19 protein-coding genes are annotated in these 25,683 nt (G+C 65.2%); 4 read left to right on the plus strand and 15 right to left on the minus strand.

Features of this window, described 5'->3' with window-relative positions; genetic code table 11:
- Window positions 1-141 precede the first annotated feature (141 nt).
- Window positions 142-1,449, plus strand: a complete 1,308-nt coding sequence (gene waaA, locus AC1VXC_RS04660; protein WP_481538895.1) for a lipid IV(A) 3-deoxy-D-manno-octulosonic acid transferase — start codon at window positions 142-144, stop codon at window positions 1,447-1,449.
- 251 nt (window positions 1,450-1,700) lie between these two features.
- Here waaA and AC1VXC_RS04665 read toward each other — a convergent pair whose 3' ends face one another.
- From AC1VXC_RS04665 to AC1VXC_RS04675, 3 genes are all read right to left on the minus strand, one after another.
- Window positions 1,701-3,059: a TolC family outer membrane protein gene (locus AC1VXC_RS04665; RefSeq protein WP_313173122.1), complete on the minus strand. Its 1,359-nt coding sequence runs from the start codon at window positions 3,057-3,059 to the stop codon at window positions 1,701-1,703.
- A 20-nt stretch (window positions 3,060-3,079) separates the two neighbouring features.
- Window positions 3,080-3,727, minus strand: a complete 648-nt coding sequence (locus AC1VXC_RS04670) for a protein-L-isoaspartate O-methyltransferase family protein (RefSeq protein ID WP_481538894.1) — start codon at window positions 3,725-3,727, stop codon at window positions 3,080-3,082.
- 125 nt (window positions 3,728-3,852) lie between these two features.
- The gene (locus AC1VXC_RS04675; RefSeq protein ID WP_481538893.1) at window positions 3,853-4,527 is read right to left on the minus strand and encodes a TetR/AcrR family transcriptional regulator; all 675 of its coding nucleotides are present in this window, start codon (window positions 4,525-4,527) and stop codon (window positions 3,853-3,855) included.
- A 106-nt stretch (window positions 4,528-4,633) separates the two neighbouring features.
- Here AC1VXC_RS04675 and AC1VXC_RS04680 point away from each other — a divergent pair, with 106 nt between their 5' ends.
- The 3 genes from AC1VXC_RS04680 to AC1VXC_RS04690 all read left to right on the plus strand — a co-directional run bounded on the left by AC1VXC_RS04680 (window position 4,634) and on the right by AC1VXC_RS04690 (window position 12,021).
- Window positions 4,634-5,761 carry an efflux RND transporter periplasmic adaptor subunit gene (locus AC1VXC_RS04680; RefSeq protein ID WP_481538892.1) on the plus strand — a complete coding sequence of 376 codons (1,128 nt, stop codon included), beginning with the start codon at window positions 4,634-4,636 and terminating at the stop codon, window positions 5,759-5,761.
- Between the two features lie 3 nt (window positions 5,762-5,764).
- Window positions 5,765-8,926, plus strand: coding sequence for an efflux RND transporter permease subunit (locus AC1VXC_RS04685; RefSeq protein ID WP_313492872.1), 3,162 nt, complete (start codon window positions 5,765-5,767; stop codon window positions 8,924-8,926).
- Between the two features lie 143 nt (window positions 8,927-9,069).
- Window positions 9,070-12,021: a ligand-binding sensor domain-containing protein gene (locus tag AC1VXC_RS04690; RefSeq protein WP_481538891.1), complete on the plus strand. Its 2,952-nt coding sequence runs from the start codon at window positions 9,070-9,072 to the stop codon at window positions 12,019-12,021.
- A gap of 35 nt (window positions 12,022-12,056) precedes the next feature.
- On the opposite strand, the gene AC1VXC_RS04695 is transcribed toward AC1VXC_RS04690, so the two are convergent.
- From AC1VXC_RS04695 to ilvC, 12 genes are all read right to left on the minus strand, one after another.
- Entirely contained in the window at window positions 12,057-12,866 is an 810-nt protein-coding gene (locus AC1VXC_RS04695) for a hypothetical protein (protein WP_481538890.1), read from the minus strand.
- The gene (locus AC1VXC_RS04700; RefSeq protein ID WP_481538889.1) at window positions 12,866-13,126 is read right to left on the minus strand and encodes a hypothetical protein; all 261 of its coding nucleotides are present in this window, start codon (window positions 13,124-13,126) and stop codon (window positions 12,866-12,868) included. Before AC1VXC_RS04700 ends, AC1VXC_RS04695 begins: the two co-directional genes overlap by 1 nt.
- The gene (locus tag AC1VXC_RS04705) at window positions 13,123-14,391 is read right to left on the minus strand and encodes an aminotransferase class I/II-fold pyridoxal phosphate-dependent enzyme (protein WP_481538888.1); all 1,269 of its coding nucleotides are present in this window, start codon (window positions 14,389-14,391) and stop codon (window positions 13,123-13,125) included. Before AC1VXC_RS04705 ends, AC1VXC_RS04700 begins: the two co-directional genes overlap by 4 nt.
- A gap of 359 nt (window positions 14,392-14,750) precedes the next feature.
- A complete protein-coding gene (gene gdhA / locus AC1VXC_RS04710; RefSeq protein ID WP_313173130.1) occupies window positions 14,751-16,094 on the minus strand; it encodes an NADP-specific glutamate dehydrogenase in 1,344 nt (447 codons plus the stop codon).
- Between the two features lie 135 nt (window positions 16,095-16,229).
- Window positions 16,230-17,291 carry a 3-isopropylmalate dehydrogenase gene (leuB, locus tag AC1VXC_RS04715; protein ID WP_481538887.1) on the minus strand — a complete coding sequence of 354 codons (1,062 nt, stop codon included), beginning with the start codon at window positions 17,289-17,291 and terminating at the stop codon, window positions 16,230-16,232.
- Window positions 17,292-17,463: 172 nt separating this feature from the next.
- Window positions 17,464-18,042 carry a 3-isopropylmalate dehydratase small subunit gene (gene leuD / locus AC1VXC_RS04720; protein WP_481538886.1) on the minus strand — a complete coding sequence of 193 codons (579 nt, stop codon included), beginning with the start codon at window positions 18,040-18,042 and terminating at the stop codon, window positions 17,464-17,466.
- An 85-nt stretch (window positions 18,043-18,127) separates the two neighbouring features.
- A complete protein-coding gene (leuC, locus tag AC1VXC_RS04725) occupies window positions 18,128-19,546 on the minus strand; it encodes a 3-isopropylmalate dehydratase large subunit (RefSeq protein WP_481538885.1) in 1,419 nt (472 codons plus the stop codon).
- Between the two features lie 35 nt (window positions 19,547-19,581).
- Window positions 19,582-21,135, minus strand: coding sequence for a 2-isopropylmalate synthase (locus AC1VXC_RS04730; RefSeq protein WP_414717093.1), 1,554 nt, complete (start codon window positions 21,133-21,135; stop codon window positions 19,582-19,584).
- Window positions 21,132-22,232, minus strand: coding sequence for a threonine dehydratase (locus tag AC1VXC_RS04735; RefSeq protein ID WP_482995008.1), 1,101 nt, complete (start codon window positions 22,230-22,232; stop codon window positions 21,132-21,134). Before AC1VXC_RS04735 ends, AC1VXC_RS04730 begins: the two co-directional genes overlap by 4 nt.
- 111 nt (window positions 22,233-22,343) lie before the next feature.
- Window positions 22,344-22,595, minus strand: a complete 252-nt coding sequence (locus AC1VXC_RS04740) for an ACT domain-containing protein (protein WP_313173550.1) — start codon at window positions 22,593-22,595, stop codon at window positions 22,344-22,346.
- Window positions 22,579-24,306, minus strand: coding sequence for an acetolactate synthase 2 catalytic subunit (gene ilvG, locus AC1VXC_RS04745; protein ID WP_481538882.1), 1,728 nt, complete (start codon window positions 24,304-24,306; stop codon window positions 22,579-22,581). The genes AC1VXC_RS04740 and ilvG overlap by 17 nt, the downstream gene beginning before the upstream one ends.
- 38 nt (window positions 24,307-24,344) lie before the next feature.
- Window positions 24,345-25,319 (minus strand): ketol-acid reductoisomerase, encoded by a 975-nt coding sequence (ilvC, locus tag AC1VXC_RS04750; protein WP_313173548.1) that lies wholly within the window; start codon window positions 25,317-25,319, stop codon window positions 24,345-24,347.
- Between the last annotated feature and the right edge of the window lie 364 nt (window positions 25,320-25,683).

The raw sequence follows: 25,683 nt of genomic DNA on the forward strand, positions 1-25,683 counted from the left end.
GCAGATGCGGGCCCGGCTGGCGATGACCGGGCGGTGCGCATGCGCGGGGAATGGCTGGAACGGTGTCCAGGCACGGCGTTGCAGTGTGCAGCCGCGGCCCTTGTCTCTCGCAATTTCGGTGTTCTCCCGTATCCTTCGCCGATGCGTAAGGATCCTGTTGAACTTCTGCTGCGCGGCATTTACTCCGCGGTGCTTTACCTGCTGCTGCCCATCACCGTGTATCACCTGGTATGGCGCGGCTTTCGTGTGCGCGAATATTTCCGCCGCTGGGACGAGCGTTATGCCTCGTATCCGGATAGCGGCAGTCAACCGCGGGTGTGGTTGCACGCGGTGTCGGTGGGCGAGGTCAATGCGGCAGCGCCGCTAGTCAATGCGTTGCGTGCACAGCGCCCGGATATCCGCTGGATCATCACCACCATCACGCCCACCGGCTCGCAGCGTGTGCGTGCGCTATGGGGCGATGCGGTGGATCATGTGTATCTGCCATACGACGTGCCGGGCAGCGTCAGTCGCTTTCTCGAGCACTTCCAGCCCAGCCTGGCGCTGATCCTGGAGACCGAGCTGTGGCCGAACATGTTGTTTGGCTGTCGTGATCGCGGCATTCCGGTCTACATTCTCAACGCGCGCCTGTCGGCGCGGTCGTTGAAAGGCTATCGCGTGCTGAAAGCGCTGGTTGGGCGTGCGCTGCGCACGGTGACCTGCGTCGCCGCGCAGTCGCAGGCGGATGCGGAGCGCTTCATCGAGCTGGGCGCTTTGCCCGAGCAGGTGCAGGCGCTGGGTAATCTGAAATTCGATATCCATCCGCCGGATCCGACGACGGTGCTGCAGGCGTTCCACCAGCATGTACCGGCGACGCGACCGATATGGATTGCTGCCAGCACCCACGAAGGTGAAGAACAGGCGGTGATCGAGATCCATGCGCGCTTGCTGAGGCAGCATCCGGATGCCTTGCTGCTGTGGGCGCCGCGGCATCCCGAGCGCTTTGCCAAGGCCGAGGTGCTGGCGCGCGAGGCCGGCTGGCGCGTAGCCACGCGCAAGGCACAGCAGTGGCCCGATGCGGATGCGCAGGTATTCGTGATCGATACCCTGGGCGAATTGATGGCGTTTTATGCCTGCGCGCAGGTGGCATTCGTCGGCGGCAGCCTGCAGGCCATCGGCGGCCACAATCTGCTCGAGCCGGCAGCGATGGGTACGGCCGCGGTTACCGGCCCGCACCTGCACAACTTCGCCGAAATTTCGCGACGGATGGATGAGGCTGGAGCGCTATGCATCTGTGCTGATGCCGCCGGAGTGGAGGCAGCCGTGTCGCGTCTATTGCAGGACGTGGCCGAGCGTGAGCGCATGGTGCAGGCAGGGCGCGCGCTGGTCGCCAATGGCCGTGGCGCGCTGGAACATACGATTGCATTGATCACACCGCAGTTGCCGCCGCCGAGTGAGTCCGCTGCCTAGCCGGGGTAAGCGAAGCGCTGGGGTCTGTTTGTAGGAGCGGCGTAAGCCGCGAAGCTGATGGTGCTTGAGTCCTCTGCACCCGTGCACGCTTATACGGTGCTTGCTTCGCGGCTTACGCCGCTCCTACAACGAAGCAATGCTGTGCTGCACTGGTGGGGGCATCGTTTGGGTGGTGGTGCTCGCCAGCAATGTTCCAGAAACAAGAAAGGCGGGCCGAGGCCCGCCTTTCTGCATTACGTTTCCGCGCAGCGTTACTGCGCGTTGTTCGGCTGCAGCTTGGAAGCGGCATCCACCGTCAGCAGGCGGTTGATGTCCTGGATTTCGCTGATATCCAGATCGCCGATGGCCTGGCTCAACTGCAGGCGGGCCTGCAGGAAGTTGTAGCGCGACGTTGCGTAGTCCAGCTGGGCCTGGAACAGGGTCTTCTGGTTCTGCACCACGTCCAACACGGTACGGGTGCCGACTTCCAGGCCGACCTGCGAGGCATCATAGGCGCTCTGTGCCGAGACCACGGTCAGGCGACGCGCTTCCACTTCGCTGATACCGGCAACCAGCGCCTGGTAGGCATTGCGGGTGTTGCGGTCGAGGGCACGCTTCTGCTGCTCGAAGGTATCCTGGGCGATATCGCGACGGGCCAGCGCCTGACGCACACCGGACTGGGTGGCACCACCGGCGAAGATCGGCACGTTCAGGGTCAGGCCGATCGAGTTGGTGGTGGCATCCGGAACAGCAGTGCCGCTGCCGGTGCTGTCACCCCAACGCGCGCTCTTGCCCCAGCTGCCGCCCAGGGACAGGGTCGGATAGTGGCCGCCACGGGCGGAGGAGACGTTGGACTCTGCGGCGCTGACCTGCAGCTCCTGCGCCTTCAGCGCCGGGTTGCGCGAGACCGCATCGGCGACCAGCTGGTCGACGTTGCTGCGGTTGGCTGGCACTTCCGGGCGGAAGTCGACCGGCAGGCCGCGCAGGTCGCGCACCGGCTGGCCGGTCAGCTCGGTCAGCGCCTGGTAGGCATCTTCCAGTGCATTGCGGGCAAGAATGGTATTGGCGCGGGCCTGATCGTACTGGGCACGTGCTTCGTGCATGTCGGTGATCGGTGCCAGGCCCACTTCCAGACGCTTGTCGGCGTAGTCGAACTGCTTCTTCGCAGCGGCTTCGTTGGTCTCGGCGGCAGTCAGCGACTCGATGCCGACCAGCACGTTGAAGTAGGTGGTCGCAGTACGCACGATCAGCTCGTCGTTGGCCGACTCGAGATCGAAATCGGCAGCCTTGCTGACGTCACGCTGCGCGCGCAGGTTGGCGAACTGACTCCAGTTGAACAGGGTCTGGCTGCCGTTGATACCGTAGTTGCGGGTCTTGGAGGTGGAGCTGCCGCTGATGTCGTCGTAACTGGTGCGGGTACGGTTCAAGGACGCTTCACCGCCGATCTGCGGCAGCAGTGCTGCGCGGGCCTGTACCTGGCCTTCCTTGTTGATCAGGCGCGTGGATTCAGCCGCAGCCAGCTGCGTGTCACCGTTGCGGGCCATTTCGTAGACCTGCAACAGGTCGGCGGCATGGGAAGTCAGCGGAGTGAGGGCGACTGCCAGCGCAAGGGTGAGGGATCGGCGGATCATTGCGGCTTCCTTGGACGGTTTTAGAGTTGGAATTGCGGTGCGGGCGCAGCGCCCTGCAGGTAATCAAGATCGGTTTCGAACAGCGAGGCGACGCTGCCGTCGGCCTGGACCAGCACCGCTTCCATCACCGGCGAGACGCCGCGGATGGCAAACAGGCGGCCGCCAGTGCGCAGCAGCTTCAGCAGTTCCACCGGAACGGTTTCTACCGCACCGGTGATGCAGATGGCGTCGAACTGACGCTGGCTCTGCCAATTCAGGCCGTCGGCCACTTCAATGCGGACATTGCTGCCCAGCTTGGCGGCGTCCAGGTTCTGGCGCGCGCGCTCGGCCAGTTCGGGCTGGATTTCCAGGCTCAGCACTTCGCGGGCCAGTTCGCCCATGCAGGCGCTGAGGAAGCCGCTGCCGGTGCCGATTTCCAGCACTTCGTCGGTGGGCTGCAGGTCCAGCGCCTGCAAGGTACGGCCTTCGATGACCGGCTTCATCATCTTCTGGCCATGGCCCAGCGGCAGCTCGATATCGGCATAGGCCAGGGCACGGTGCGATTCGGCGACGAAGGCCTCACGCGGCAGGCGGGCCAGCATGTCCAGCACGCGGACCTCCAGCACATCCCAGGGCCGGATCTGCTGTTCAACCATCATTTCGCGGACGTGGGAGTAATTGATCGTCATGGGAAGCTCATCATTCCTGCGCAGTGGGCCGGCCATTTTACCGGTTACCAGGCACAAAGTACGGGCCCAACATTGCGGCGGGGACCGCGTTGGACGCAGTGCCGGAAGTCATTCGCACCTCCGGTTCATTCAGCTTGCTGGCGCGGGGCATACGCCCGGATGAAGAAATCGACGCTGGCGGCGATATGCACGTCGGCATTGAGTTGGTCCGGAGCGGCGCACAGGCCACACATCATATGGGTATGGACTTCGCCCTTGATCAGGCAGAAGAACTGGCGGGCAGCCAGGGTCGTATCCTCGATGGCCAGCTGGCCACGGCTGACGCGGGCGCCAAGGAACTCGGCCAGGGCCGCCTCGGTGCGGGCCGGGCCTGCCTGCCAGAACATCTGCCGGACCCGGTCGTCGGTATCCGGGGTCATCATCATGCGCTGGGTGGCAATGGCCGCATCGCTGCTGATCAGTGTGAAGAAGGCATGGCCGATACCCAGCAACTGGCCGCGCAGCGGGGCCTCGTTGTCGGTGACGAACAGATCATCGGGCATCATTTCCACGCACTTGGCCTGGATTGCCTCGCTGAACAAGGTGTCCTTGTCGCCGAAATGGCTGTACACCGTAAGTTTGGAGACGCTGGCGCGGGCGGCGATCTCATCCATGCTGACGCCGTTGAAACCCTGCTCGATGAACAATTCCTTGGCCGCCTCAAGGATGGCCGCGCGCTTGCCCAGATCCTTGCGGCGACCCGGACCGGAACTGCGTGGCGTCGCTGTCGTGGCGGCGCGGGAGGATGTTTTCGGGCACATCAGGTAATACTAGACCAGCTGGTTCGATATTTATACTATACCGATGCGTTCAGTAATGGCGGTGAAATCCCGCCATCTCTCTCCCCTTGCGTTTGCGACCTTATTTATGACCCACCTTCGATGGATTGGCTGTTGCCTGCTGTTGTCCTTGCTTGCTGCCTGCGGCAAGCCTGAAACCGCGCCTGTACATGCTGTACCCGTGCTGGTGGAGCACCCGGCCGGCAATGGCGGGGTAGCGATCAGTGCCTATCCGGGCGAGGTGCGTGCCCGCGAGGAAACCGCGCTGTCCTTCCGGGTCAGCGGCAAGCTGCTGCGGCGTGAAGTCGACGCCGGCCAGCGGGTGGACAAGGGGCAGTTGCTGGCCGAGCTGGATGTGGCTGACTACAGCCTGCAGGCACGCGCGGCACAGGCGCAATACGCCGCCGCCGAGGCCGACCTGGTCCGTGCCCGCGATGAGCACAAGCGCTACCAGACCCTGGCCAGCCAGCAGCTGGTCAGCCAGTCGGCGCTGGATGCGCAGACTGCGGCGTTGAAGGCCGCGCAGGGCCAGGCCGATGCGGCGCGGGCCAATCTGGACGTGGCGCGCAACCAGGCGGCTTATTCCCGGTTGCTCGCGCCGGAAGGCGGCATGATCGCCAGCCGCGAGGCCGAGGCCGGGCAGGTGGTGGCCGCCGGCCAGACCATCTATACGATGGCCGCCGATGGCGCGCGCGAAGTGGCTATTGCCCTGCCGGAAAGCGCCATCCGCGATTTCAGCGTTGGCCAGGCGGTCGAGGTCGAGTTGTGGAACCAGCAGGGCAAGCGTCTGTCAGGCAGCATCCGCGAGATCGCCGCCGCTGCCGATCCGCAGGCGCGTACCTATGCCGCGCGGGTCAGTCTGGCGGCTGAGGCATTGGACGCAGTCGAGCTGGGCCAGAGTGCGCGGGTGTTCATCGCCCACGGCAAGGACGGTGTGATGAGCATCCCTCTGGCGGCAGTACAGCCTGGCAAGCAGCCGCAGCAGGCCAGCGTGTGGGTGGTGAGCCCGGCCGATGGCAAGTTGCAGGCGCGCGCGGTGACGCTGGGCGCCTATGGCCCGGAGAGCGTGCCCGTGCTGGCGGGATTGAAGGCTGAGGATTGGGTGGTTGCCGCTGGCGGCCATCTGCTGCGCGAAGGTCAGCAGGTGACTGCCGTTGATCGCAGCAACCGGCCGGTGCTTGCGCCTGCCGCCGTGTCCGCAAAGAAAGGGGAGTGAGGCGTGAAGCGCTTCAATCTCTCCGAATGGGCGCTCGGTAACCGCCCGCTGGTGCTGTTCATGATGATCGCGATGGCGATCATCGGTGCCTGGTCGTACAAGCACCTGGGGCAGTCCGAAGACCCGCCGTTCACCTTCAAGGCGATGGTGGTGCAGACCATGTGGCCCGGTGCCACCGCCGAGCAGGTGTCCAAGCAGGTCACCGAACCGATTGAAAAGGCGTTGATGAACACCGGGCAGTTCGAGTTCATCCAGGCCTATTCGCGCCCGGGTGAGTCGCAGGTGATCTTCATGGCGCGCGACTCGATGCCGTCCAAGGACGTGCCCGAGCTGTTCTACCAGGTGCGCAAGAAGGTTGGCGACATCCATTCGCAGTTGCCGGCCGAAGTGATCGGGCCGTTCTTCAACGATGAGTTCGGCGACACCTTCGGCAATATCTACGCGTTGACCGGCAAGGGCTTCGACTATGCGCTGATGCGCGACTATGCCGACCGCATCCAGCTGCAGCTGCAGCGCGTGGATGACGTGGGCAAGGTCGATCTGCTCGGCCTGCAGGACGAGAAGGTCTGGATCCAGCTGTCCAACACCAAGCTGGCGACGCTGGGTGTGTCGATGCAGCAGGTGCAGCAGGCGCTGGCGCAGCAGAATGCGGTGGCCCCGGCCAGCTGGTTCGAGACCCCGACCGATCGCGTACAGCTGCGTGTGACCGGTCAGTTCACCTCGGTCGAGGACATCCGCAATTTCCCGATCCAGGCCGGTGATCGCACGGTGCGGCTGGGCGATATCGCCGAGGTGAAGCGCGGCTTCGCCGACCCGGCTTCGGCCAAGATGCGTTTCATGGGCGAGGACGCCATCGGCATTGCGGTGGCGATGAAGAACGGCGGTGACATCCTCAAGCTGGGCAAGACCCTGGACAGCGAGTTCGAGCAGCTGCAGAAGACGCTGCCGGCCGGCATGCAGCTGCGCAAGGTGTCCGATCAGCCGCATGCGGTGAAGGAATCGGTGGGCGAGTTCGTCAAGGTGCTGACCGAGGCGGTGGTGATCGTGCTGCTGGTGAGCTTCTTCTCGCTGGGCTGGCGTACTGGCCTGGTGGTGGCGGTGTCGATCCCGCTGGTGCTGGCGATGACCTTCTTCGTCATGCACCAGTTCGACATCGGCCTGCACAAGATTTCGTTGGGTGCCCTGGTGCTGGCGCTGGGTCTATTGGTGGATGACGCGATCATCGCGGTGGAGATGATGGCCACCAAGATGGAGCAGGGCTATGACCGCCTGCGCGCGGCCAGTTTTGCCTGGACATCCACCGCGTTCCCGATGCTGACCGGCACCTTGATCACCGCCGCCGGCTTCCTGCCGATTGCCACCGCGGCCTCGAGCACCGGCGAGTACACGCGTTCGCTGTTCCAGGTGGTGACGATCGCGCTGGTGGTGTCGTGGATCGCCGCGGTGCTGTTCATTCCCTACCTCGGCGACAAGATGCTGCCGGACCTCCACAACCCGCAGCCGCCCAAGCCGGGCAGCATCGCCGGACGCTGGCGCGCGTTGCGGCTGCGTTGGGCCGACCGCAATCCGGCGCTGGCCAACCTGGTCAAGCCGAAGGAGCTGGCGCACGACCATGACCCCTACAAAAGCGCGTTCTACCAGCGCTTCCGGGTGTTCCTGGATGCCTGCCTGCGGCGTCGCTGGCTGGTGATCCTGGCCACGGCAGGTCTGTTCGTGTTCTCGCTGGTGATCTTCCGCTTCGTGCCGCAGCAGTTCTTCCCGGATTCAACCCGGCCCGAGCTGATGGTGGATATCGAACTGGCTGAAGGCGCATCGCTGACCGCTACCCAGGCCCAGGCCGAGAAGTTCGAGGCGTTGATCAAGGGCCACAAGGGCGTCGCCAACTTCGTAGGTTATGTCGGCAATGGTTCGCCGCGTTTCTACCTGCCGTTGGACCAGCAGTTGCCGGCCACCAATTTCGCCCAGTACGTGGTGCTGGCGCAGGACACCAAGGCGCGCGAGGAGCTGCGTGATTGGCTGTTGAAGGAGGTCGTGCCCCAGTTCGGTGATGTGCAGCTGCGTGTGACCCGGCTGGAGAACGGCCCGCCGGTTGGCTACCCGGTGCAGTTCCGTATTTCCGGCGAGCATATCGAGCGGGTGCAGGCCATAGCCGCGCAGGTGGCGGAAAAGGTGCGGCAGAACCCGCATACCACCAACGTCAACCTCAACTGGAGCGAGCCGAGCAAGGTGGTGCGGCTGGTCGTCGACCAGGACCGCGCGCGGGTACTGGGCGTGAGCAGTGCGCAGATCGCACAGTTCCTGACCAGTTCGTTGTCGGGCATGAGCGTGAGCACCTACCGCGAAGGCAATCGCCAGATCGGCATGCTGCTGCGTGGCCCGGATGACGAACGGGCGCGTCTGGACATGCTCGGCAGCCTGGCCATCCCAACCGCCAACGGTAAATCGGTATCGCTGTCGCAGGTGGCCAAGCTGGAATATGCCTTCGAGGACGGCATCATCTGGCACCGCGATCGTCTGCCAACCGTCACCGTGCGCGCCGATATCGGCGACAGCATGCTGCCGGTAGGCGTGGTCGAACAGATCGTGCCGACCTTGAGCGAGATCCGTGATGCCCTGCCCAGCGGCTACCTGCTGGAAACCGGCGGCACGGTGGAGGACTCCGCGCGCGGCCAGGACTCGATCAAGGCCGGCATGCCGCTGTTCCTGGCGGTGGTGGCGACCTTGCTGATGGTGCAGCTGCGCAGCTTCTCGCGGGCGGCGATGGTGTTCATCACCGCACCGCTGGGCATCATCGGCGCGACCTGGTTCCTGTTGCTGTTCCAGGCCCCGTTCGGCTTCGTGGCGATGCTGGGCACGATTGCCCTGGCCGGCATGATCATGCGCAACTCGGTGATCCTGATCGACCAGATCCAGCAGGACATCGATGCCGGCCATGACCGCTGGCACGCCATCATCGATGCCACCGTGCGCCGCTTCCGGCCGATCGTACTGACTGCGCTTGCTGCAGTGCTGGCGATGATCCCGCTGTCGCGCAGTGCCTTCTATGGCTCGATGGCGATCTCGATCATGGGCGGGCTGATCGTCGGTACGGTGCTGACCCTGGTATTCCTGCCGGCCCTGTATGCGGCCTGGTTCCGGGTGCGCGCGGACGAGGCCGGCCACTGAGGACCGGCCCGCCGGGAACGGACCGCAGGCCAGCGCATAAGCAGCCTGCGTAAGGACGGCGTAAGAAACGGCGATGGATTTCACGTTTGAGATGGTAAATTGGCGCGTCGGCGGGGGAGCCGACGCGACCTGCGGAGGCGGGTTTGTCCAGACGCCACAGCCCATCCACGCTCATTGCCGCACTGCAGGCCGTTCGCATTCGCATGGCTGGGCTGCTTTGGGTGCTACTCGCCAGCAGCCTGCTGTGGGCCGGCGGCGCGCAGGCGGCCCGGCATACCGTGGCCGGCTGGGGTATGGAGCAGGGGCTGCCGCACAATCTGGTGCAGTCGATCGCGCAGGGCAGCGATGGCTTCATCTGGCTGGGTACGTGGGAGGGCGTGGTCCGCTTCAATGGCCGCAGCTTCACCATCTTCGACCGCCAGAATACGCCCGGCATGGAGCTGTCCGGGGTGCTCAGCATCCTGCCCGAGGCCGATGGTGCGATGCTGTTCGGCACGGTTTCCGATGGCGTTTATCGCTACCACCGCGGCCGCTGGGAAGCGCTTGGCGGCGCCGATGCCCGGCATCTCTCGGTAAGCGCGCTGTTGCGCGATGGCGCCGGTGACCTCTGGATCGGGGCAAACGACAAACTGCTGAAGTTGCTGCCTTCGGGGCAGTTGCTGGATGCGGGCAGTGCCCTCGGCTTGCCCGAGGTGCCCATCACCGCGCTGCATGCCGGCAGCGGTGACACCTTGCTCGTCGCCACTGAAAAAGGCGTCTACCAGATCCGCAAGGGACAGCTGGGCGCGTGGAACAACACCGCCGGATGGGTGGTGCGTGACCTGCTTCCCGACGCAGAGGGCGGCTGGTTGATCGCCGCCGATGACGGCGTTCATTGGCTGCACGGCGATGGCCGCCGCCAGCATCTGCTGCCTGGCGAGCGGGTGGATGCGGTACGCCTGGATAACAGCGGTGCGGTATGGCTGAGCCTGTCGGCTGGACGCCTGGTGCGCTGGAATGCAGGCAATATCGAACGGATCGCGATCCCCGGCCAGGTCAGTCCGGCGCTGATGATCGATCGCGAGGGCCTGGTCTGGTCGGGCAGCACCGACGGTTTGTTCCGCATCGACGAGGGGGCTGCGCGTGGCCTGACCAGTGAGGACGGGCTGGGCTCGGACTATGTGCGCGCGCTGATCCAATCGGCGGACGGCAATGTCTGGATTGGCCACTCCGAAGGGCTCGACCGGCTGCGCGACGAGGCGATCAGCCGCGTGCGGCTGCTCCCTGGCAATGGCCGCGATGCGTCGGTGCTGGCCTTGGCGACACGTGGCGATGCGTTGTGGGCCGGCACGTACAACAAGGGCGTGTTCCACCTGGACGCGGCGGGAAAGGTGCTGCAACGGATTCCGTTGCCCGGTACGGTCCAGCCATTGGTGCGCAGCCTGCTCAGCGAGAGTGATGGCGGTCTGTGGATAGGCAGTTCCGAAGGACTGTTTCATCACCGGCAGGGGCAGCTGCGCCACTACGGACTGGAGGAGGGATTGCCAAGCCTGGCCGTGCATGCCTTGTATCGCGATGCCTCGGGTGTGCTGTGGATCGGCACCAACGGTGGCATGGCGAGCCTGGGCAAGGACGGCAAGCTGCAAGGGTGGTCGGCCGATCTCGACTTTCCTGCCCGCTATGTCTTCGATTTCCTGGGGGACGACAATGGTGACCTGTGGATGGCAACCGACCACGGTTTGCTGCGCAAGCGGGGGCTGGACATCACCGTGTTCGACCACCGCAACGGACTGCCGCGGGACAAGATCTTCCGGGTGATCGATGACGGTGGCGGACACCTGTGGCTGTCCAGCAACCAGGGGGTGTTCCGGCTGGACCGCCGCGACCTGATCGCGGTAGCCGCCGGTGCCCGCACCCATCTCGCGGTGCAGGTGCTGGACCATACCGATGGCATGCCCAGCAGCCAGGGCAATGGCGCATCCACGCCGGCAGGCTGGCTCACCAACGAAGGGGAGCTGTTGTTTCCCACTGGCGGCGGCCTGGCGGTGATCGATCCGCAACGCGTGGACGGCAATACCCGTTTCAACAAATTCCCCGTCGCCATCGAAAGCGTGGTGGTTGATGGCGATCCGCAACCACTGCGCAGCGCCTATGGCTTGCCCGCCGGCGTGGACCGGATTGCCGTGGCCTATGCCGGTTTGGGCTTCCGCGCGCCGGACAAGATGCGCTATCGCTATCGGCTGGAGGGCTTCGACCGGGACTGGGTGGATGCAGGCAGCCGTATCGAAGCGGTCTACACCAATCTGCCGCCGGGACACTATCGGCTGCGGATCCAGGCCATGTCGCTGCCGCTGGATTGGGAGAACACCAGCCGCGGCGGCGAGGCGGTACTGAGCCTGGATATCGCCGCCCCGCTTTGGCAGCGGCCCTGGGTGCGTTGGTTGAGCGGCGTTGCGTTGCTGGGTTTGCTGCTGCTGTTGCTGGGCTGGCGCGCGACCAGCTACCGGCTGCGGCAGAAACGCCTGAACGACGAGATCGCCGCGCGTACACAGGAACTGAGCGAGAAGAATCGTGCGCTCGAGCAGGCCGATTTCGAGCGCGCAAGTCTGCTGCAACGGCTGGAGCATCAGGCCATGCACGATGCGCTGACCGGCCTGCCGAACCGGCGTGCGGGTGATGCGTACCTGCAGAGGGCGCTGTCGCAGGCGGCAGCCGATGGCACGTCCTTGAACGTGGCGCTGGTCGATGTCGACCACTTCAAGCAGATCAACGACCGCTACGGGCACGAAGCGGGAGATCAGGTGTTGCGGGATATCGCCGGACTGCTGCAGCTGCGCCTGGGCAAGTGCCAGTTCGTGGCCCGCCATGGCGGCGAGGAGTTCCTGGTGGTGATGCCGGGCATGTCGCTGCAGGCGGCGGTGGAGGTCCTGCAGGAATTGCGGGTCCGGTTGGCGCGGCTGCGCTTTGAAGAGGTGGATGCCGAGGTGGGAGTCACTGTCAGCATCGGCGTTGCCACGCTCGGACCCGGCCAGGATACCGTTCGTACCCTGTTGGCGGCCGCGGACCGGCAGCTGTATCGGGCCAAGCGTGAAGGCCGCAACCGGGTGCTTGCCTGATCCGCGCAAAGGGGTGCTGCTGGACTTCGCGCTGATCAGCGGGGCCTGCGCAACGGTGTCATGCCGATGCCGCAGGCCACCAGCGCCAGGCCTGTCCATCTGAGCGCGCCATAGGTATTGCCCTGGTAGATATCGGCCAGCGCCAGCCAGAAGAAAGCGAGATTGGTCAGGACCGATACCAGGGCGGCATCACCGGGGTTGCGTGCGGCGACGGTGATGACGTGGATGCGCGCGGCGGCGATCAGGCCGATCGCGGCGACCGGCCACAGCGATGCCGGCCAGGCAGGACGAATGGCGGCAAGCAGGATCAGGGTCAACATGCCGGCGGACAGGTTGTAGAGACCGTTGGTGGTGCTGGCGCGTTCACCTGCCAGCGCAAGCTGGCCCAGGGTCAGGAACGACCCGGCATAGGCCAGCGCGGCGGAAGCGGCCAGCAGATGCGAACCGTTGAGGTTGAGACCGGCGGTTCCCGGTTGCAGCGTCAAGGCCAGGCCGGCGAAGGCCAGCACCGCACCTGCACGTGCGCGCAGGTCGCGCACTGCCTGGAACGTTACCAGCAGGGGGGCGGCGTTTAGCAGCATCGAGACCTCGATCGCGCTTGCGCCCGGCCAGGACAGCGCGGCGTAGTACGCCGCAAACGCCCACACCCCCACCACGCTGCGCAGGGCATGCAGGCGCAGGGGTGCCTTGGGAAGCTCGTGTGGCGGGTTCAGCAGTGCGCCTACCAGATACTGTGCAATCAACAGCCATAGCGGATGGATCGATGCGCTGCCCTGGCTGCTGACGATCAGCGCGGTGATGGCGGACAGCAGGCTGGCAACAGCGCCGAGCAGCAGCGTTCGCATCAGCCCGGTCCGATCGCCGTCGGACGCACGAAGCTGCCGTATTGCCGCCGGGGAAGAGTGATGGGAATGGGCAGACGGCGCGGAACGGTGCGCCACTTGCTGGCTGCGGCGGGCGTAGCGGATTGTCCCTGTCGCGCTGGGAAGCGCTGCGCAGCGATGCATTGCTTGTCCTCGATGCCGACGTCACCTGGATCAGGCAACAAGGAAATCTTCGATGCAGGGCGAGGAAGGTTGGTCGGCGGTGCTTGCCCCTTGCTCATGGCGCTGCCTGCTGCGTGTTGCGTCGGTTGCGTAGCGACGGCGCTGCCAGCAGCGCCGTCAGTGCCGTGCCCAGCTGGCGGACCTGGTCGACGGTATGCGCTGCGGATAGGGATATCCGTATTGCTCCCTGGCCGCGGGCGATGGTGGGGTAGTAAACCGGGGTGGTGATGGCGTCATGGAGGCTCAGCAGCGTATCCGCACTGGCAATGGCCGCGGCGGCATCGCGGCAGGGAATGACCCTGAACGCGATATCGGTGCCGGCCTGCTGGGTGGTGATGCCAGCCGCGCCGAGCAGGCTGTCGAACAAGGCCAGGCGCGCCGCAAGGGTCGTGCTCAAGCGACGATGTTCCGCGGGAGTCGCCAGGATCTTCATCGCTGCCAGGATCGCGCCCTGCGCCGAGGCATCCAGGTTGCAGGAGAACCGGTCGGCGACCGAATCCTTCAGCAAACCGCCAACGAAGGCCCGCGGGCCGACCATGAAACCTCCCGCCGCGCCGAAGGCCTTGCCGAAGGAACCGGTAACAACGGTGCGTCCCGCATGCTGCTGCAGCGCTTCCATGGCCTTGCCGCGGCCGTTGCTGCCATGCATGCCAACCGAGTGCGCATCATCCAGCCACAGCTGGCCATTGGCATTGTCATCGAGGAACCGTGAGAGCCCCTCGAAATCGGCAAAACCTCCCATCGAATACAGGCCGTCTTCGATGACAACCACGGCGCGTCGCGTGGTTCTTGCCAGCGCACTGGCAACGGCGACGGTGTTCCTCGTGGTGATGACGCGATTGGCTGCAAACGCGCCCTTTACCGCGAAGTGCACGGTGGCGTGTGCATTCGGGTGGACGACCGCGGTGGCATCGACGGCATCCGCGGCAAAGCCGGCGGCGGTGGCGATGTTGGCGGAGAGGGTGGTGGGATAGATTCTGGCCTGTGAGTCGCCGGTCTTCATCTCCACCAGGCGTCGGCTGATCTCATGGGTGAGCGCGGTTTGCGCGCGCGCCATCGCCACGCTGGAGTGCACGGCACCAAACTGGGCGATTGCATCAATGGACGCGCGTGATACTTCGGTGCGGGTGTTGAGCCCCAGCGGGCTGTTGGAGAGAAAGTCGGTTACCCAGCGCGAGCCACCGGCAGCCAGCACGCGCAGTGTGCGGTTGCGGCCGCACTCCAGGATCTGCATGCCGTAGAGATTCCTGCGCCTTGCATCATCGTCCGCAGACGTGCCGGCGGTGTCGATGTGCAGGTCCATGCTTGAGTGGGAGATCGCCATTTCCAGCTTCCATTCCGTTGGGAGCGCTGAATGTAGCCAGCGCTTCATAGCCGGAATATTTCAAGCCTGAAGCTGCATTCGAATAAGCAAGCACGCACCGCTTCCGTTGTTGTAGTGCTGTACGGAAGGAATTTTTCGCTGGCAGCTATCGGCAGAGAAGGGGGCCTGCACGCTGCGCGTGCATTGATGTCGCCGTGAATGTTGGCAGTGCCAACAGCCTGCTGCACGCGTACCAGGCGTTACAGTGCGGTGGGTTGCGGCAGGCATCGGTGGCATGTGGAAGTGGCCAACGATGACGTACCGTAAAAGAGAACGGCGCCCAGGGGCGCCGTTGCTGTGCTGCGTTTCCTGGTGCTGCCTCAGTACAGACCCTGCGCCAGCATCGCGTCGGCAACCTTGACGAAGCCGGCGATGTTGGCGCCGTCCACGTAGTTGACGCTGCCATCGGCACGCACGCCATGCTGCACGCAGTTGGCGTGGATCTCCTTCATGATCACGTGCAGGCGCTCGTCGACGTCGGCATGGCGCCAGGACAGGCGCAATGCGTTCTGGCTCATTTCCAGGCCGGACGTTGCCACGCCACCGGCGTTGCTGGCCTTGCCCGGTGCATACAGCGTGCCGGCCTGCAGGAACACATCCACCGCTTCCAGCGTGGACGGCATGTTGGCGCCTTCGGCCACGCACAGCACGCCGTTGTGGACCAGGGTGCGGGCGTCGGTTTCATCCAGTTCGTTCTGGGTGGCGCAGGGCAGGGCGATGTCGGCCGGGATATGCCAGGGGCGACGGTCGGCCAGGAATTCGAAGCGGGCATCGTCGGCCAGTTCGGACAGGCGGCCGCGGCGCTCGTTCTTCAACGCCATCACTTCCTGCAGGCCCTGCTCGTCGAAGCCATCGCGTGCGTACAGGGTGCCGCCGGAGTCGGAGAAGGTCAGGACCTTGGCGCCGAGTTCGCTGGCCTTGATGGCCGCGTACTGGGCGACATTGCCGGAGCCGGAGACCAGCACCTTGGCGCCATGGGTCTGGCGCTTGGCGTGGTGCAGCATCTGCTCGACGAAATAGACCGTGCCAAAGCCGGTGGCTTCCGGCCGCATCAGGCTGCCACCATAGGCCAGGCCCTTGCCGGTGAACACGCAGGCGGCGTCATTGCTGAGCTTCTTCATCATGCCGGCCATGAAGCCGACCTCGCGTGCGCCGACGCCGATGTCACCGGCCGGCACGTCGGTATCCGGGCCCAGGTGGCGGTACAGCTCCAGCATCAGCGCCTGGCAGAAGCGCATCACCTCGCCATCGCTCTTGCCCTTGGGATCGAAGTCCGAGCCGCCCTTGCCACCGCCCATCGGCAGGGTGGTCAGTGCGTTCTTGAAGGTCTGCTCGAAGGCCAGGAACTTGAGGATGGACAGGTTCACCGAGGGGTGGAAACGCATGCCGCCCTTGAACGGGCCGATCGCCGAGCTGTGCTGCACGCGCCAGGCGCGGTTGACGTGGGTCTGGCCCTTGTCATCGGCCCAGGCGACGCGGAACTGGATGACCCGCTCCGGCTCTACCAGACGTTCCAGCAACCCGTATTGCGTGTATTTCGGGTTCTGCTGCAGGAAGGGCCACAGGCTGTGGGCCACCTCTTTGACTGCCTGCAGGAACTCGGATTGGTTGGGGTCGCGCTTGGCCACATAGGCCAGGAAGTCGTCGGGGGTACGGTAGTTCAAGGTCATTCCTTTTCAATGCGGGACCTGAAGAACGGGTCCAATAGGAGACAGGTCCAAGAAAAAAAGCAGCGTGGTATCCACCAGGCGGGAACAGCCCGCAAAAAAAGACGCGGCCAAAGGCCGCGTCCAGTTACATCATTTCAACTGCGCAAGCACGGTCGCGCCGGCTTGCCGGGTGCTGAGTGCCTGGCCTTGCGCGGCCAGGTCGGCGGTGAAGTGGCCGCCATCCAGTGCTGCGGTGACCGCCTGTTCGATGGCGGCGGCTTCGGCTTCCAGCCCCAACGAATGACGCAGCAGCATCGCCGCGCTCAAGATGGTGGCATAGGGGTTGGCAATACCCTTGCCGGCGATATCCGGAGCCGAACCGTGGATCGGCTCGTAGATGCCGACTTTGCCTTGTTCCCCCAACGAGGCGGAAGGCAACAGGCCCAGCGAGCCGGCCAGCATCGAGGCCTCGTCGGTGAGGATGTCGCCGAACATGTTCTCGGTGACGATCACGTCGTAGACGCGCGGCTTGGCGATCAGGTGCATGGCCATGGAGTCGACCAACTGGTGTTCCAGCTCCACGTCCGGGAACTCTTCGCGGCCGATGCGGGCGGCGATATCGCGCCACAGGCGCGAGGTTTCCAGCACGTTGGCCTTGTCCACCGAAGTCAGCTTGCCGCGGCGATGCTGGGCCAGGCGGAAGGCGCTGCGCAGCACGCGCTCGATTTCCACCACGGTGTAGCGGCACAGGTCGCTGGCGCTGTCGGCGTCACGGGTCTTGTCACCGAAGTAGATGCCGCCGGTGAGCTCGCGCACCACCACGAAGTCCACGTCCTTGAGCAGTTCCGGCTTGATCGGTGAGGCGTTGAGCGCGGCCGGGTGGGTGCGTACCGGGCGCAGGTTGGCAAACAGGCCCAGCGCCTTGCGGATGGCCAGCAGGCCTTGTTCCGGGCGCACCTTGGCATTGGGATCGGACCACTTGGGGCCACCGACGGCGCCCAGCAGCACGGCATCGGCCTTGCTGCAGGCTTCCAGCGTGGCGGCCGGCAGCGGCTCGCCGTGCTTGTCGATGGCAATGCCGCCGATGTCGTGTTCGCTGAAGCTGAAGCTGTGACCGAAGCGGGTGGCGACGGCCTTGAGCACGTCGACGGCGACGGCGGTGATTTCAGGACCGATGCCGTCACCCGGCAGTACGACGATATTGGCTTGCATGTAGGGGTTCCGGTTGCTTTGTACTGTTTTTGTCTGAAGCCCCTCTCCCTCCGGGAGAGGGGTTGGGGAGAGGGTAGGGAGCATCGTGCGGTGCTTGGCTGCATGAGGCTTCGCCCTAACCCTCATCCGCCCCTGCGGGGCACCTTCTCCCGAAGGGAGAAGGGTTTGCCTCTTACGCCACTAGTGCAGCCTCAAAACGGCCAATCTCATCTGAGCGCCCCAGCAACCAGCCCAGCTGATCCACGCCTTCCAGCAGACAGGTCTGCGAGAAGCCATCCAGCGGGAAGCTGTACGCCTTGCCGCTGGACGTGCGCAGCTCACGCGCCGCCACATCCACGGTCAGTTCGTCATCCGGGTTCTGCATCAGCGCTTGCACGTCGGCTTCGTCCAGCACGATCGGCAGCAGGCCGTTCTTCAATGAGTTACCACGGAAGATGTCGGCGATCTCACTGCTGACAATCGCCTGCAGGCCCAGATCCGTCAATGCCCACGGCGCATGTTCGCGCGAGGAACCGCAACCGAAGTTGCGCCCGGCCAGCAGGATGGCGCGGCCCTGGTTGTGCGGCTGGTTGAAGGCGAAGTCCGCATTCGGCGAGCCATCGGCTTGCCAGCGCCAGTCGTTGAACGCGTTCTTGCCCAGCCCGGCACGCTCGGTGGTGGACAGGAAACGCGCCGGGATGATCTGGTCAGTGTCGATATTGGTCTGGCGCAGTACCACGCTGCGCGAAACGATGCGGGTCAGTGCGGCCATCAGTACAGCTCCAGTGCGTAGCCCTTCTCCCACCGGGAGAAGGTGGCGCGCAGCGCCGGATGAGGGTGTGCTTGTGTAATTTTCATCACGCCACCTCCTTGGCAAACAGATCGCGGGTATCGGCAACGCGGCCGTTCACCGCCGCCCATGCCGCGCTCATCGGCGAGGCGAGCAGGGTGCGCGAGCCCGGGCCCTGGCGGCCCTCGAAATTGCGGTTGCTGGTGCTCACCGCCAGCTGGCCCGGTGCGACCAGGTCACCGTTCATGGCGATGCACATCGAGCAGCCCGGCTCACGCCATTCGGCACCGGCAGCGCGCACGATCTCGTGGATGCCTTCGGCCTCGGCGTCGCGCTTGACGATCTCCGAACCCGGCACCACCAGCATGCGCACGCCATCGGCGACGCGGCGGCCGCGCAGCACCTGCGCCACTTCGCGCATGTCACTCAGGCGGCCATTGGTGCAGGAGCCGACGAACACCACGTCCACCGGCGTGCCGACCAGGGAATGGCCGGCCTCGAATTTCATGTAGTCCAGGCCCTTCTGCGCAGCGGCGTCGTTGGCGGCCGGGATCGGCGCATCCACTGCAATCGCGGTGCCCGGGTGCGTGCCCCAGGTCAGGGTCGGGCGGATGTCGGCGGCATCGATCTGCACTTCCACATCGAAGCGCGCGCCGTCGTCGGTGTTCAGGGTCTTCCAGTACGCCACGGCGGTGTCGAAGTCAGCGCCCTTGGGGCCACGCGGGGTCTTGCCGACCCAGTCGAAGGTGACCTGGTCCGGTGCCACCATGCCGGCGCGGGCGCCGGCCTCGATGGACATGTTGCACAGGGTCATGCGCTGTTCCATGTCCATCGCGCGGATCGCCGAGCCGCGGAACTCCAGCACATGGCCGGTGCCGCCGTTGACGCCGATCACGCCGATGATGTGCAGCACCACGTCCTTGGCGCCGACGCCCGGGGCCAGTTCGCCATCAACGGTGATGGCCATGGTCCTGGCTTTGCGCTGCAGCAGGCACTGCGTGGCCAGCACGTGGCCGACTTCGCTGGTGCCGATGCCGAAGGCCAGCGAGCCGAACGCACCATGCGTGGAAGTGTGGCTGTCACCGCAGACGATGGTCATGCCCGGCTGGGTGAAACCCTGCTCCGGGGCGATGACGTGGACGATGCCGCGGTTGGCCGAGGACATGTCGAACAGCTCGATGCCGTACTCGGCGCAATTCCTGGCCAGGGTTTCAACCTGCGCCTCGGAGGCCTTGCTGGCGTAGGGCAGCTTGCCGTCGGGGCCGGCCGGCAGGGTCGGCGTGGAGTGGTCCATCGTCGCCTTGGTGCGGTCCGGGCGGCGCGGCTTCAGGCCGCGCTGGCGCAGTTCGGTGAAGGCCTGCGGCGAGGTCACTTCGTGGATCAGGTGCAGGTCGATATACAGCACGGCCGGCGCGTTGTCGGATTCGGGGACGACAACGTGGGCGTCCCACAGTTTGTCGTACAGGGTTTTGGGTGCGGAGCTCATCAGTACGTTCCGTTGCCTATGTTCTGCCGTCGCGCTCAGGCGCTGACGGCTTCCTCGGTCTTGCTGCCTTCACGCTGGCGCAGCAGGCGGTTGGTGACATCCAGCCAGGCCAGGGCGCTGGCTTCGATGATGTCACGGCTGGTGCCGGTGCCTTCGAGGATCTCGCCTTCGTGGCGCACGCTCAGGTTGGCTTCGCCGCGGGCATCGGCGCCGATGCCGACGCTGTGCACGTGGTAGCTGTCCAGGGTCAGCTGGATGCCGGTGGCGGCCGACAAGGCCGAGAACAATGCATCGACCGGGCCGTCGCCCTGCGCGGTTTCGGCCACGCGGTTGCCTTCCGGATCGGACAGCTCGACCAGCGCATTGGCACGGCTCCCGACGTCGCTGATGGTCATCGAGGCCAGGCGGTAACCGTCGCTGCTGGAGGTGCCCTGCATCAGGGTCTGCAGGTCGGCGTCGGTGACCACGCGCTGCTGCTCGCACAGCGCCTTGAACTGGTCGAATACCAGCTTCAGTTCTTCTTCTTCCAGCCAGTAGCCCAGTGCACGCAGGCGCGCCTCGACCGCGGCGCGGCCGCTGTGGCGGCCCAGCACCATCTGCGAGGACTCCCAGCCCACGTCTTCCGGACGCATGATTTCGTAGGTGTTGCGATTGCGCAGCATGCCGTGCTGGTGGATGCCGGATTCATGGGCGAAGGCATTGGCGCCGACGATGGCCTTGTTGCGCTGGACCGGCATGCCGACCAGGCGCTGCAGCAGCTGCGAGGTGGGCACGATGCGCTGGGTGTCGAAGCCGGTATCGAAGTTGTAGAAGGCGTTGCGTACCTTCAGCACCATCGCGATTTCTTCCAGCGCGCAGTTGCCGGCACGCTCGCCGATGCCGTTGATCGAGCCTTCCACCTGGCGTGCACCGCCTTCGATGGCGGCCAGCGAGTTGGCCACGGCCAGGCCCAGGTCGTTGTGGCAGTGGGTGCTGAACACCACCTTGTCGGCGCCGGCGGCATTGGCGATGACATGCTGGAACATCGCGCGGATTTCTTCCGGCGTGGTGAAGCCAACGGTGTCGGGCAGGTTGATGGTGCGGGCACCGGCGGCGATGGCGACCTGGGTGACTTCGGTCAGGAAGTCCAGCTCGGTGCGGGTGGCGTCCTCGGCGGAGAACTCGACATCGTCGAGATAGCCGCGTGCCATGCTCACATGCTTGTGCACCGACTCCAGCACCTGTTCCTTGCTGATGCGCAGCTTGTGCTCGCGGTGCAACGGACTGGTGGACAGGAACAGGTGCAGGCGCGGGCGCGCTGCGGCTTCCAACGCCTTGATGGAGGTTTCGATATCGCCGGCTAGGCAGCGCGACAGCACTGCCAGGACCGGCTGGCGTACCTCGCGGCCGATCAGCGCCATTGCTTCGCGGTCGGACTGCGAACTTGCGGGGAAGCCGGTTTCGATCACGTCCACGCCCAGTTCCGCCAGCGCCCTTGCCATCACCAGCTTCTGCGGTGGCGTCATGCTGCAGCCGGGTGATTGCTCACCGTCGCGCAGGGTCGTGTCGAAGATGGTAATTCGCGGGGTATTGTTGGTTGGAGTATTCACCAGAGGGTCTCCTCGACTGCGGCGGTAACGGAAATTTGGGGGGATTCGGATCTGGAACTGCGCTGTGTCGATGCAACGACACGGCTTCTAAGTCGTTCGGCGTTACGCCGTCGAGGTTTGCGCGGTGGACTGGGGCGTACTTCAGACAACAAGGTCGACAATACCGTGGCGTCGATGTTGCCGCCCGATACCACTGCGCACTTACGCTTGCCGGAGACGCGGCGGCCCGCGGCCAGCGCCAGCGCGCCAGCACCTTCGGCGATGACGTGTTCTTCCAGTGCCAGTCGCACCAGGGTTTCGCGCAGTTCGGCTTCGCGCACGATGACCACGTCGTCGAGCAGGCTGGCGCACAGGCGGCGGGTGATGAAACCGGGGATCTTGACCTTGACGCCATCGGCCAGGGTCGGCACCGGATCAACTTCGCGCACATCGCCCTTGATCGCGCGTGCCATCGAGTCCACGCCTTCGACCTGCGCGCCGATGATGCGCACGCCCTGCGACTTCAAGGCCAACGCAACGCCCGAGGCCAGGCCACCACCGCCGATCGGCACGATCACCACGTCCGGTGCATGCGGTGCCAGTTCGATGCCCAGCGTGCCCTGGCCGGCGATCACGTCCGGATCGTCGAAGGCGGACAGGAAGCGGTAGCCGTTCTGTTCGGCCAGCTCGCGGGCGAAGGCATAGGCTTCGTCATAACTGTTGCCGTGCTGGCGTACGGTGGCGCCCCAATGCTGGACGCCGGCGATCTTGGTGGCCGGTGCGCCATGCGGCATCACCGTGATGGCCTGCACGCCCAACCGGTGCGAGGCCCAGGCCACGCCCTGGGCATGGTTGCCGGCCGAGGCGCAGATCACCGGGCGTTCGTCGCCGCGCTCCAGCGCGGCCAGCATGGCGTTCAAGGCGCCACGCACCTTGTAGGAACCGGTGCGCTGCAGGTTTTCGAGCTTGAGCCAGGTGCCGAAACGTTCGGCGTAATGCAGCGGGGTAGGCGGCAGGAAACGGCGCAGGCGGGCCTGCGCGGCCAATACGTCGGCGACGCTGACGTTCAACGTGTCAGCGGGTGTTGCAACTGCGACGGTGCGGCCACGGTCAGGCATGTACGTGGCCGTCACCGGATACAAGCGAACCAGCTGTCGACTGTTCGCGTTGAAGAAGACGCCTCCGTGGCTTGTGGCGGCGTACTACCGGTACGCCACTTACGTCGCTGCTCATACGCTGGCACCTGCTACCGGTACCAGCTGCACGGATTCGCAGTCGTAGACCTTCTGCAACTGGTGGCACAGGGTTTCCGGCGGGCGCGTGCCATGGATGTCCATCTGCACGTGCCAGCGGCCGGCATCGTCGGCATTGCGATTGCCGGCGATGTTGCTGGGGGCAAAGCCGCGCCGTTCGACCATGCCGATCACGCGCACCAGCGCGCCTTCGGCAGGCTTCAGCACCAGGTCAAGCCGGTATTGCATTGGAACTCTCCTGCACTGCCTTGGCATGGGCTGGGTTGCTGTCCAGCATGGTGCTGTTGGCGTTGTTGGGTGGCACCAGCGGCCACACGTTGGCGCGTGCATCGATGGACACGTGCAGCAGCGCCGGACCGGGCGTGTCCAGCATGGCGGCCAGTGCGTCTTCAACCTGCGCACGCTGGGTGATGCGGGTGGCGGGGATGCCGAATACCTGCACCAGCGCTGCGAAATCCGGGTTGTCGGACAGATCGATCTCGCTGTAACGCTCGGCGAAGAACAGCTCCTGCCACTGGCGGACCATGCCCAGCGAGGCGTTGTCCAGCAGCACGATCTTCACCGGCAGGCGACAGCGGGCGATGGTGGCCAGCTCCTGTACGTTCATCATGAAGCTGCCATCACCGGAGACCAGCACCACGGTGCGATCGGGGCAGGCGAACTGTGCACCCATCGCCGCCGGCAGGCCGAAGCCCATCGTGCCCAGCGCACCGGAAGTCAGGTGGTTGCGTGGGTGGTTGAAGCGGCAATGCTGGGCCACCCACATCTGGTGCTGGCCGACATCGCAGGCGATGACGGTATCCGCCGGCGCCACTTCGCTCAGCCGCTTCAGCAGCGCCGGGGCATAGATGTCGTGGCCGGGGGCGTCATAGCGGGCGGCGAATTTTTCACGGTTGGCGGCGCAACGTGCGCGCCAGCTGTTGCAGCTGCTGCGGATGCTGGTCAACGCCTGCAGGCCGGTCTTGACGTTGCCGGGGATGGCGATGTCGACCGCGCGCAGCTTGGAGATCTCGTAGGCATCGGCATCCAGATGGATGACGCGGGCGAACGGCGCGAACTCGGCCAGCTTGCCGGTGGCGCGGTCATCGAAGCGGGCGCCGACCACGATCAACAGGTCCGACTCCTGCACCGCCATGTTGGCGGCGCGGGTGCCGTGCATGCCCAGCATGCCCAGGTACTGCGGGTGATTGGCCGGCAGTGCACCCAGGCCGCGCAGGGTCAGCACGGTCGGGATACCCGAGCTTTCGACGAAGTGGCGGAACTCGCCAACCGCATCGGCCAGGCCGATGCCACCACCGCCATAGATGACCGGCTTCTCTGCAGCGGCGATCATTTCCACAGCAGCGGCCAAACGCTCGGCCGACGGTGCCGGAACCGGATCGATCGAGGCCGGCACGTGATCGGGCAGGTGCGAGGCATCGCCCAGCTGCACGTCCTTGGGCAGGTCGATCAGCACCGGACCGGGCCGCCCTTCACGGGCGACACGGAAGGCCTCGGCAACCACCTGCGGCAGCTCATCAACGCTGCGCACCAGCCAGCTGTGCTTGACGATCGGCATGGTCATGCCGAACACATCCAGTTCCTGGAACGCGTCGGTACCCAGCAGCGGGGTACCGACCTGGCCGGTCAGGCACACCATCGGTACCGAGTCGAGCATGGCGTCGGCGATGCCGGTGACCAGGTTGGACGCGCCCGGGCCGGAGGTGGCCACGCATACGCCTACCTTGCCGCTTGCGCGGGCATAACCATTGGCGGCAAGCGCCGCACCCTGCTCGTGTCGTACCAGGATGTGCTTGAGGCTGGAGTCCACCAATGCGTCGTAGAACGGCATGATGGTGCCGCCCGGGTAGCCGAACAGCGTTTGCACGCCTTCGGCTTCCAGGGCCTGCGTCAGCCAGCGTGCGCCGTTACGGGGCGCACCGGGGGTGGAAGTGTTCATGCAGCGACCTTTGCCAGTTGCGGGTGGGGGACCGCGGATTACGCAGTCTGACCTTGCAGCCAAACCATCTTGGCGCGCAGTTCCTTGCCAACCTTCTCGATCGGATGTTCCATGTCGGCCTGCTGGAACTTCTTGTAGTTCGGCAGGCCGGCGTCGTACTCGGCTTCCCAGTTCCGGGTGAAGGTGCCGTTCTGGATGTCGGTCAGCACGTCCTTCATGCGGGCCTTCACCGAGGCATCGATGACGCGCGGACCGCTGACGAAATCGCCGTACTGCGCGGTCTCGGAGATGAACTCCAGCATGCGGGTGATGCCGCCTTCGTAGAACAGGTCGACGATCAGCTTCAGTTCGTGCAGCACTTCGTAGTAGGCGATTTCCGGCTGGTAGCCGGCTTCGACCAGGGTTTCAAAGCCGGCCTGGACCAGCGAGGAAGCGCCACCGCACAGCACGGCCTGCTCACCGAACAGATCGGTTTCGGTCTCTTCCTTGAAGGTGGTCTTGATGATGTTGGCGCGGGCGCCGCCCAGGCCGGCGGCATAGGCCAGTGCCAGTTGCTCGGCCTTGCCGCTCTTGTCCTGGTAGACCGCGTAGATGCACGGCACGCCGCGGCCGATTTCATACTCGCGGCGCACCAGCGCACCCGGGCCCTTCGGCGCGACCAGCACCACGTCCAGGTCGGCGCGCGGCTCGATCATGCCGAAATGCACGTTCAGGCCGTGTGCGAACAGCAGGCAGGCGCCCTGCTTCATGTTCGGTGCCAGCACCTCGTTGTAGAGCTTCTTCTGCACCATGTCCGGGGTCAGCACGGCGACCAGGTCGGCGTCCTTGACCGCTTCGGCCGGGGTCTTGACGGTGAAGCCATCGGCCTGTGCCTTGACCTCGGTGGGGCCGCCAGCGCGCAGGCCGACAACCACGTCGAAGCCGGATTCACGCAGGTTCATGGCATGGGCGCGGCCCTGGCTGCCGTAACCGACGACGGCGATTTTGATCTGGGGCAGTTCGTTGGTGCTCATGGTGCTTGGGTTCCTTGCGATCAAGAGAGACATGCAGAAATAAAAACGGCCGTTGCGTCAGGACGCAGCGGCCGGGGCGGGCGGGGCAGACACCATGCAGGCGGCAGCGCTGCGGCAGGCAGCGTTGGCGGTGTGTTTGTTCGTGGTGTCAGTGGTTGGGTACATGGTTTCAGATGAAATAGAAGCTGGAAACGAAAAACCCCGCACCGGGGTCGGCGCGGGGTCTTTAGTCGAATCTGGCTGTCTTTACGTTACGCGCCAGTCTGCCCCGCACCTGTTGGCTCGGTAATAAGTACGAGTACAAGAATCGAGGCCACGGCGTGGGCCGGGGTCGAAGTCAGGTCAGCGGTGGCGTTGTGGCGTT

This window comes from Stenotrophomonas sp. STEN033, assembly GCF_056856655.1.

Bases quoted from the DNA above. Each gene is read 5' to 3' on its own strand.
- waaA (WP_481538895.1), top strand. From the start codon at position 142: ATGCGTAAGGATCCTGTTGAACTTCTGCTGCGCGGCATTTACTCCGCG.
- AC1VXC_RS04665 (WP_313173122.1), bottom strand. From the start codon at position 3,059: ATGATCCGCCGATCCCTCACCCTTGCGCTGGCAGTCGCCCTCACTCCG.
- AC1VXC_RS04670 (WP_481538894.1), bottom strand. From the start codon at position 3,727: ATGACGATCAATTACTCCCACGTCCGCGAAATGATGGTTGAACAGCAG.
- AC1VXC_RS04675 (WP_481538893.1), bottom strand. From the start codon at position 4,527: ATGTGCCCGAAAACATCCTCCCGCGCCGCCACGACAGCGACGCCACGC.
- AC1VXC_RS04680 (WP_481538892.1), top strand. From the start codon at position 4,634: ATGACCCACCTTCGATGGATTGGCTGTTGCCTGCTGTTGTCCTTGCTT.
- AC1VXC_RS04695 (WP_481538890.1), bottom strand. From the start codon at position 12,866: ATGCGAACGCTGCTGCTCGGCGCTGTTGCCAGCCTGCTGTCCGCCATC.
- AC1VXC_RS04700 (WP_481538889.1), bottom strand. From the start codon at position 13,126: ATGAGCAAGGGGCAAGCACCGCCGACCAACCTTCCTCGCCCTGCATCG.
- AC1VXC_RS04705 (WP_481538888.1), bottom strand. From the start codon at position 14,391: ATGGCGATCTCCCACTCAAGCATGGACCTGCACATCGACACCGCCGGC.
- leuB (WP_481538887.1), bottom strand. From the start codon at position 17,291: ATGCAAGCCAATATCGTCGTACTGCCGGGTGACGGCATCGGTCCTGAA.
- leuD (WP_481538886.1), bottom strand. From the start codon at position 18,042: ATGGCCGCACTGACCCGCATCGTTTCGCGCAGCGTGGTACTGCGCCAG.
- leuC (WP_481538885.1), bottom strand. From the start codon at position 19,546: ATGAGCTCCGCACCCAAAACCCTGTACGACAAACTGTGGGACGCCCAC.
- AC1VXC_RS04735 (WP_482995008.1), bottom strand. From the start codon at position 22,232: ATGCCTGACCGTGGCCGCACCGTCGCAGTTGCAACACCCGCTGACACG.
- AC1VXC_RS04740 (WP_313173550.1), bottom strand. From the start codon at position 22,595: ATGCAATACCGGCTTGACCTGGTGCTGAAGCCTGCCGAAGGCGCGCTG.
- ilvG (WP_481538882.1), bottom strand. From the start codon at position 24,306: ATGAACACTTCCACCCCCGGTGCGCCCCGTAACGGCGCACGCTGGCTG.
- ilvC (WP_313173548.1), bottom strand. From the start codon at position 25,319: ATGAGCACCAACGAACTGCCCCAGATCAAAATCGCCGTCGTCGGTTAC.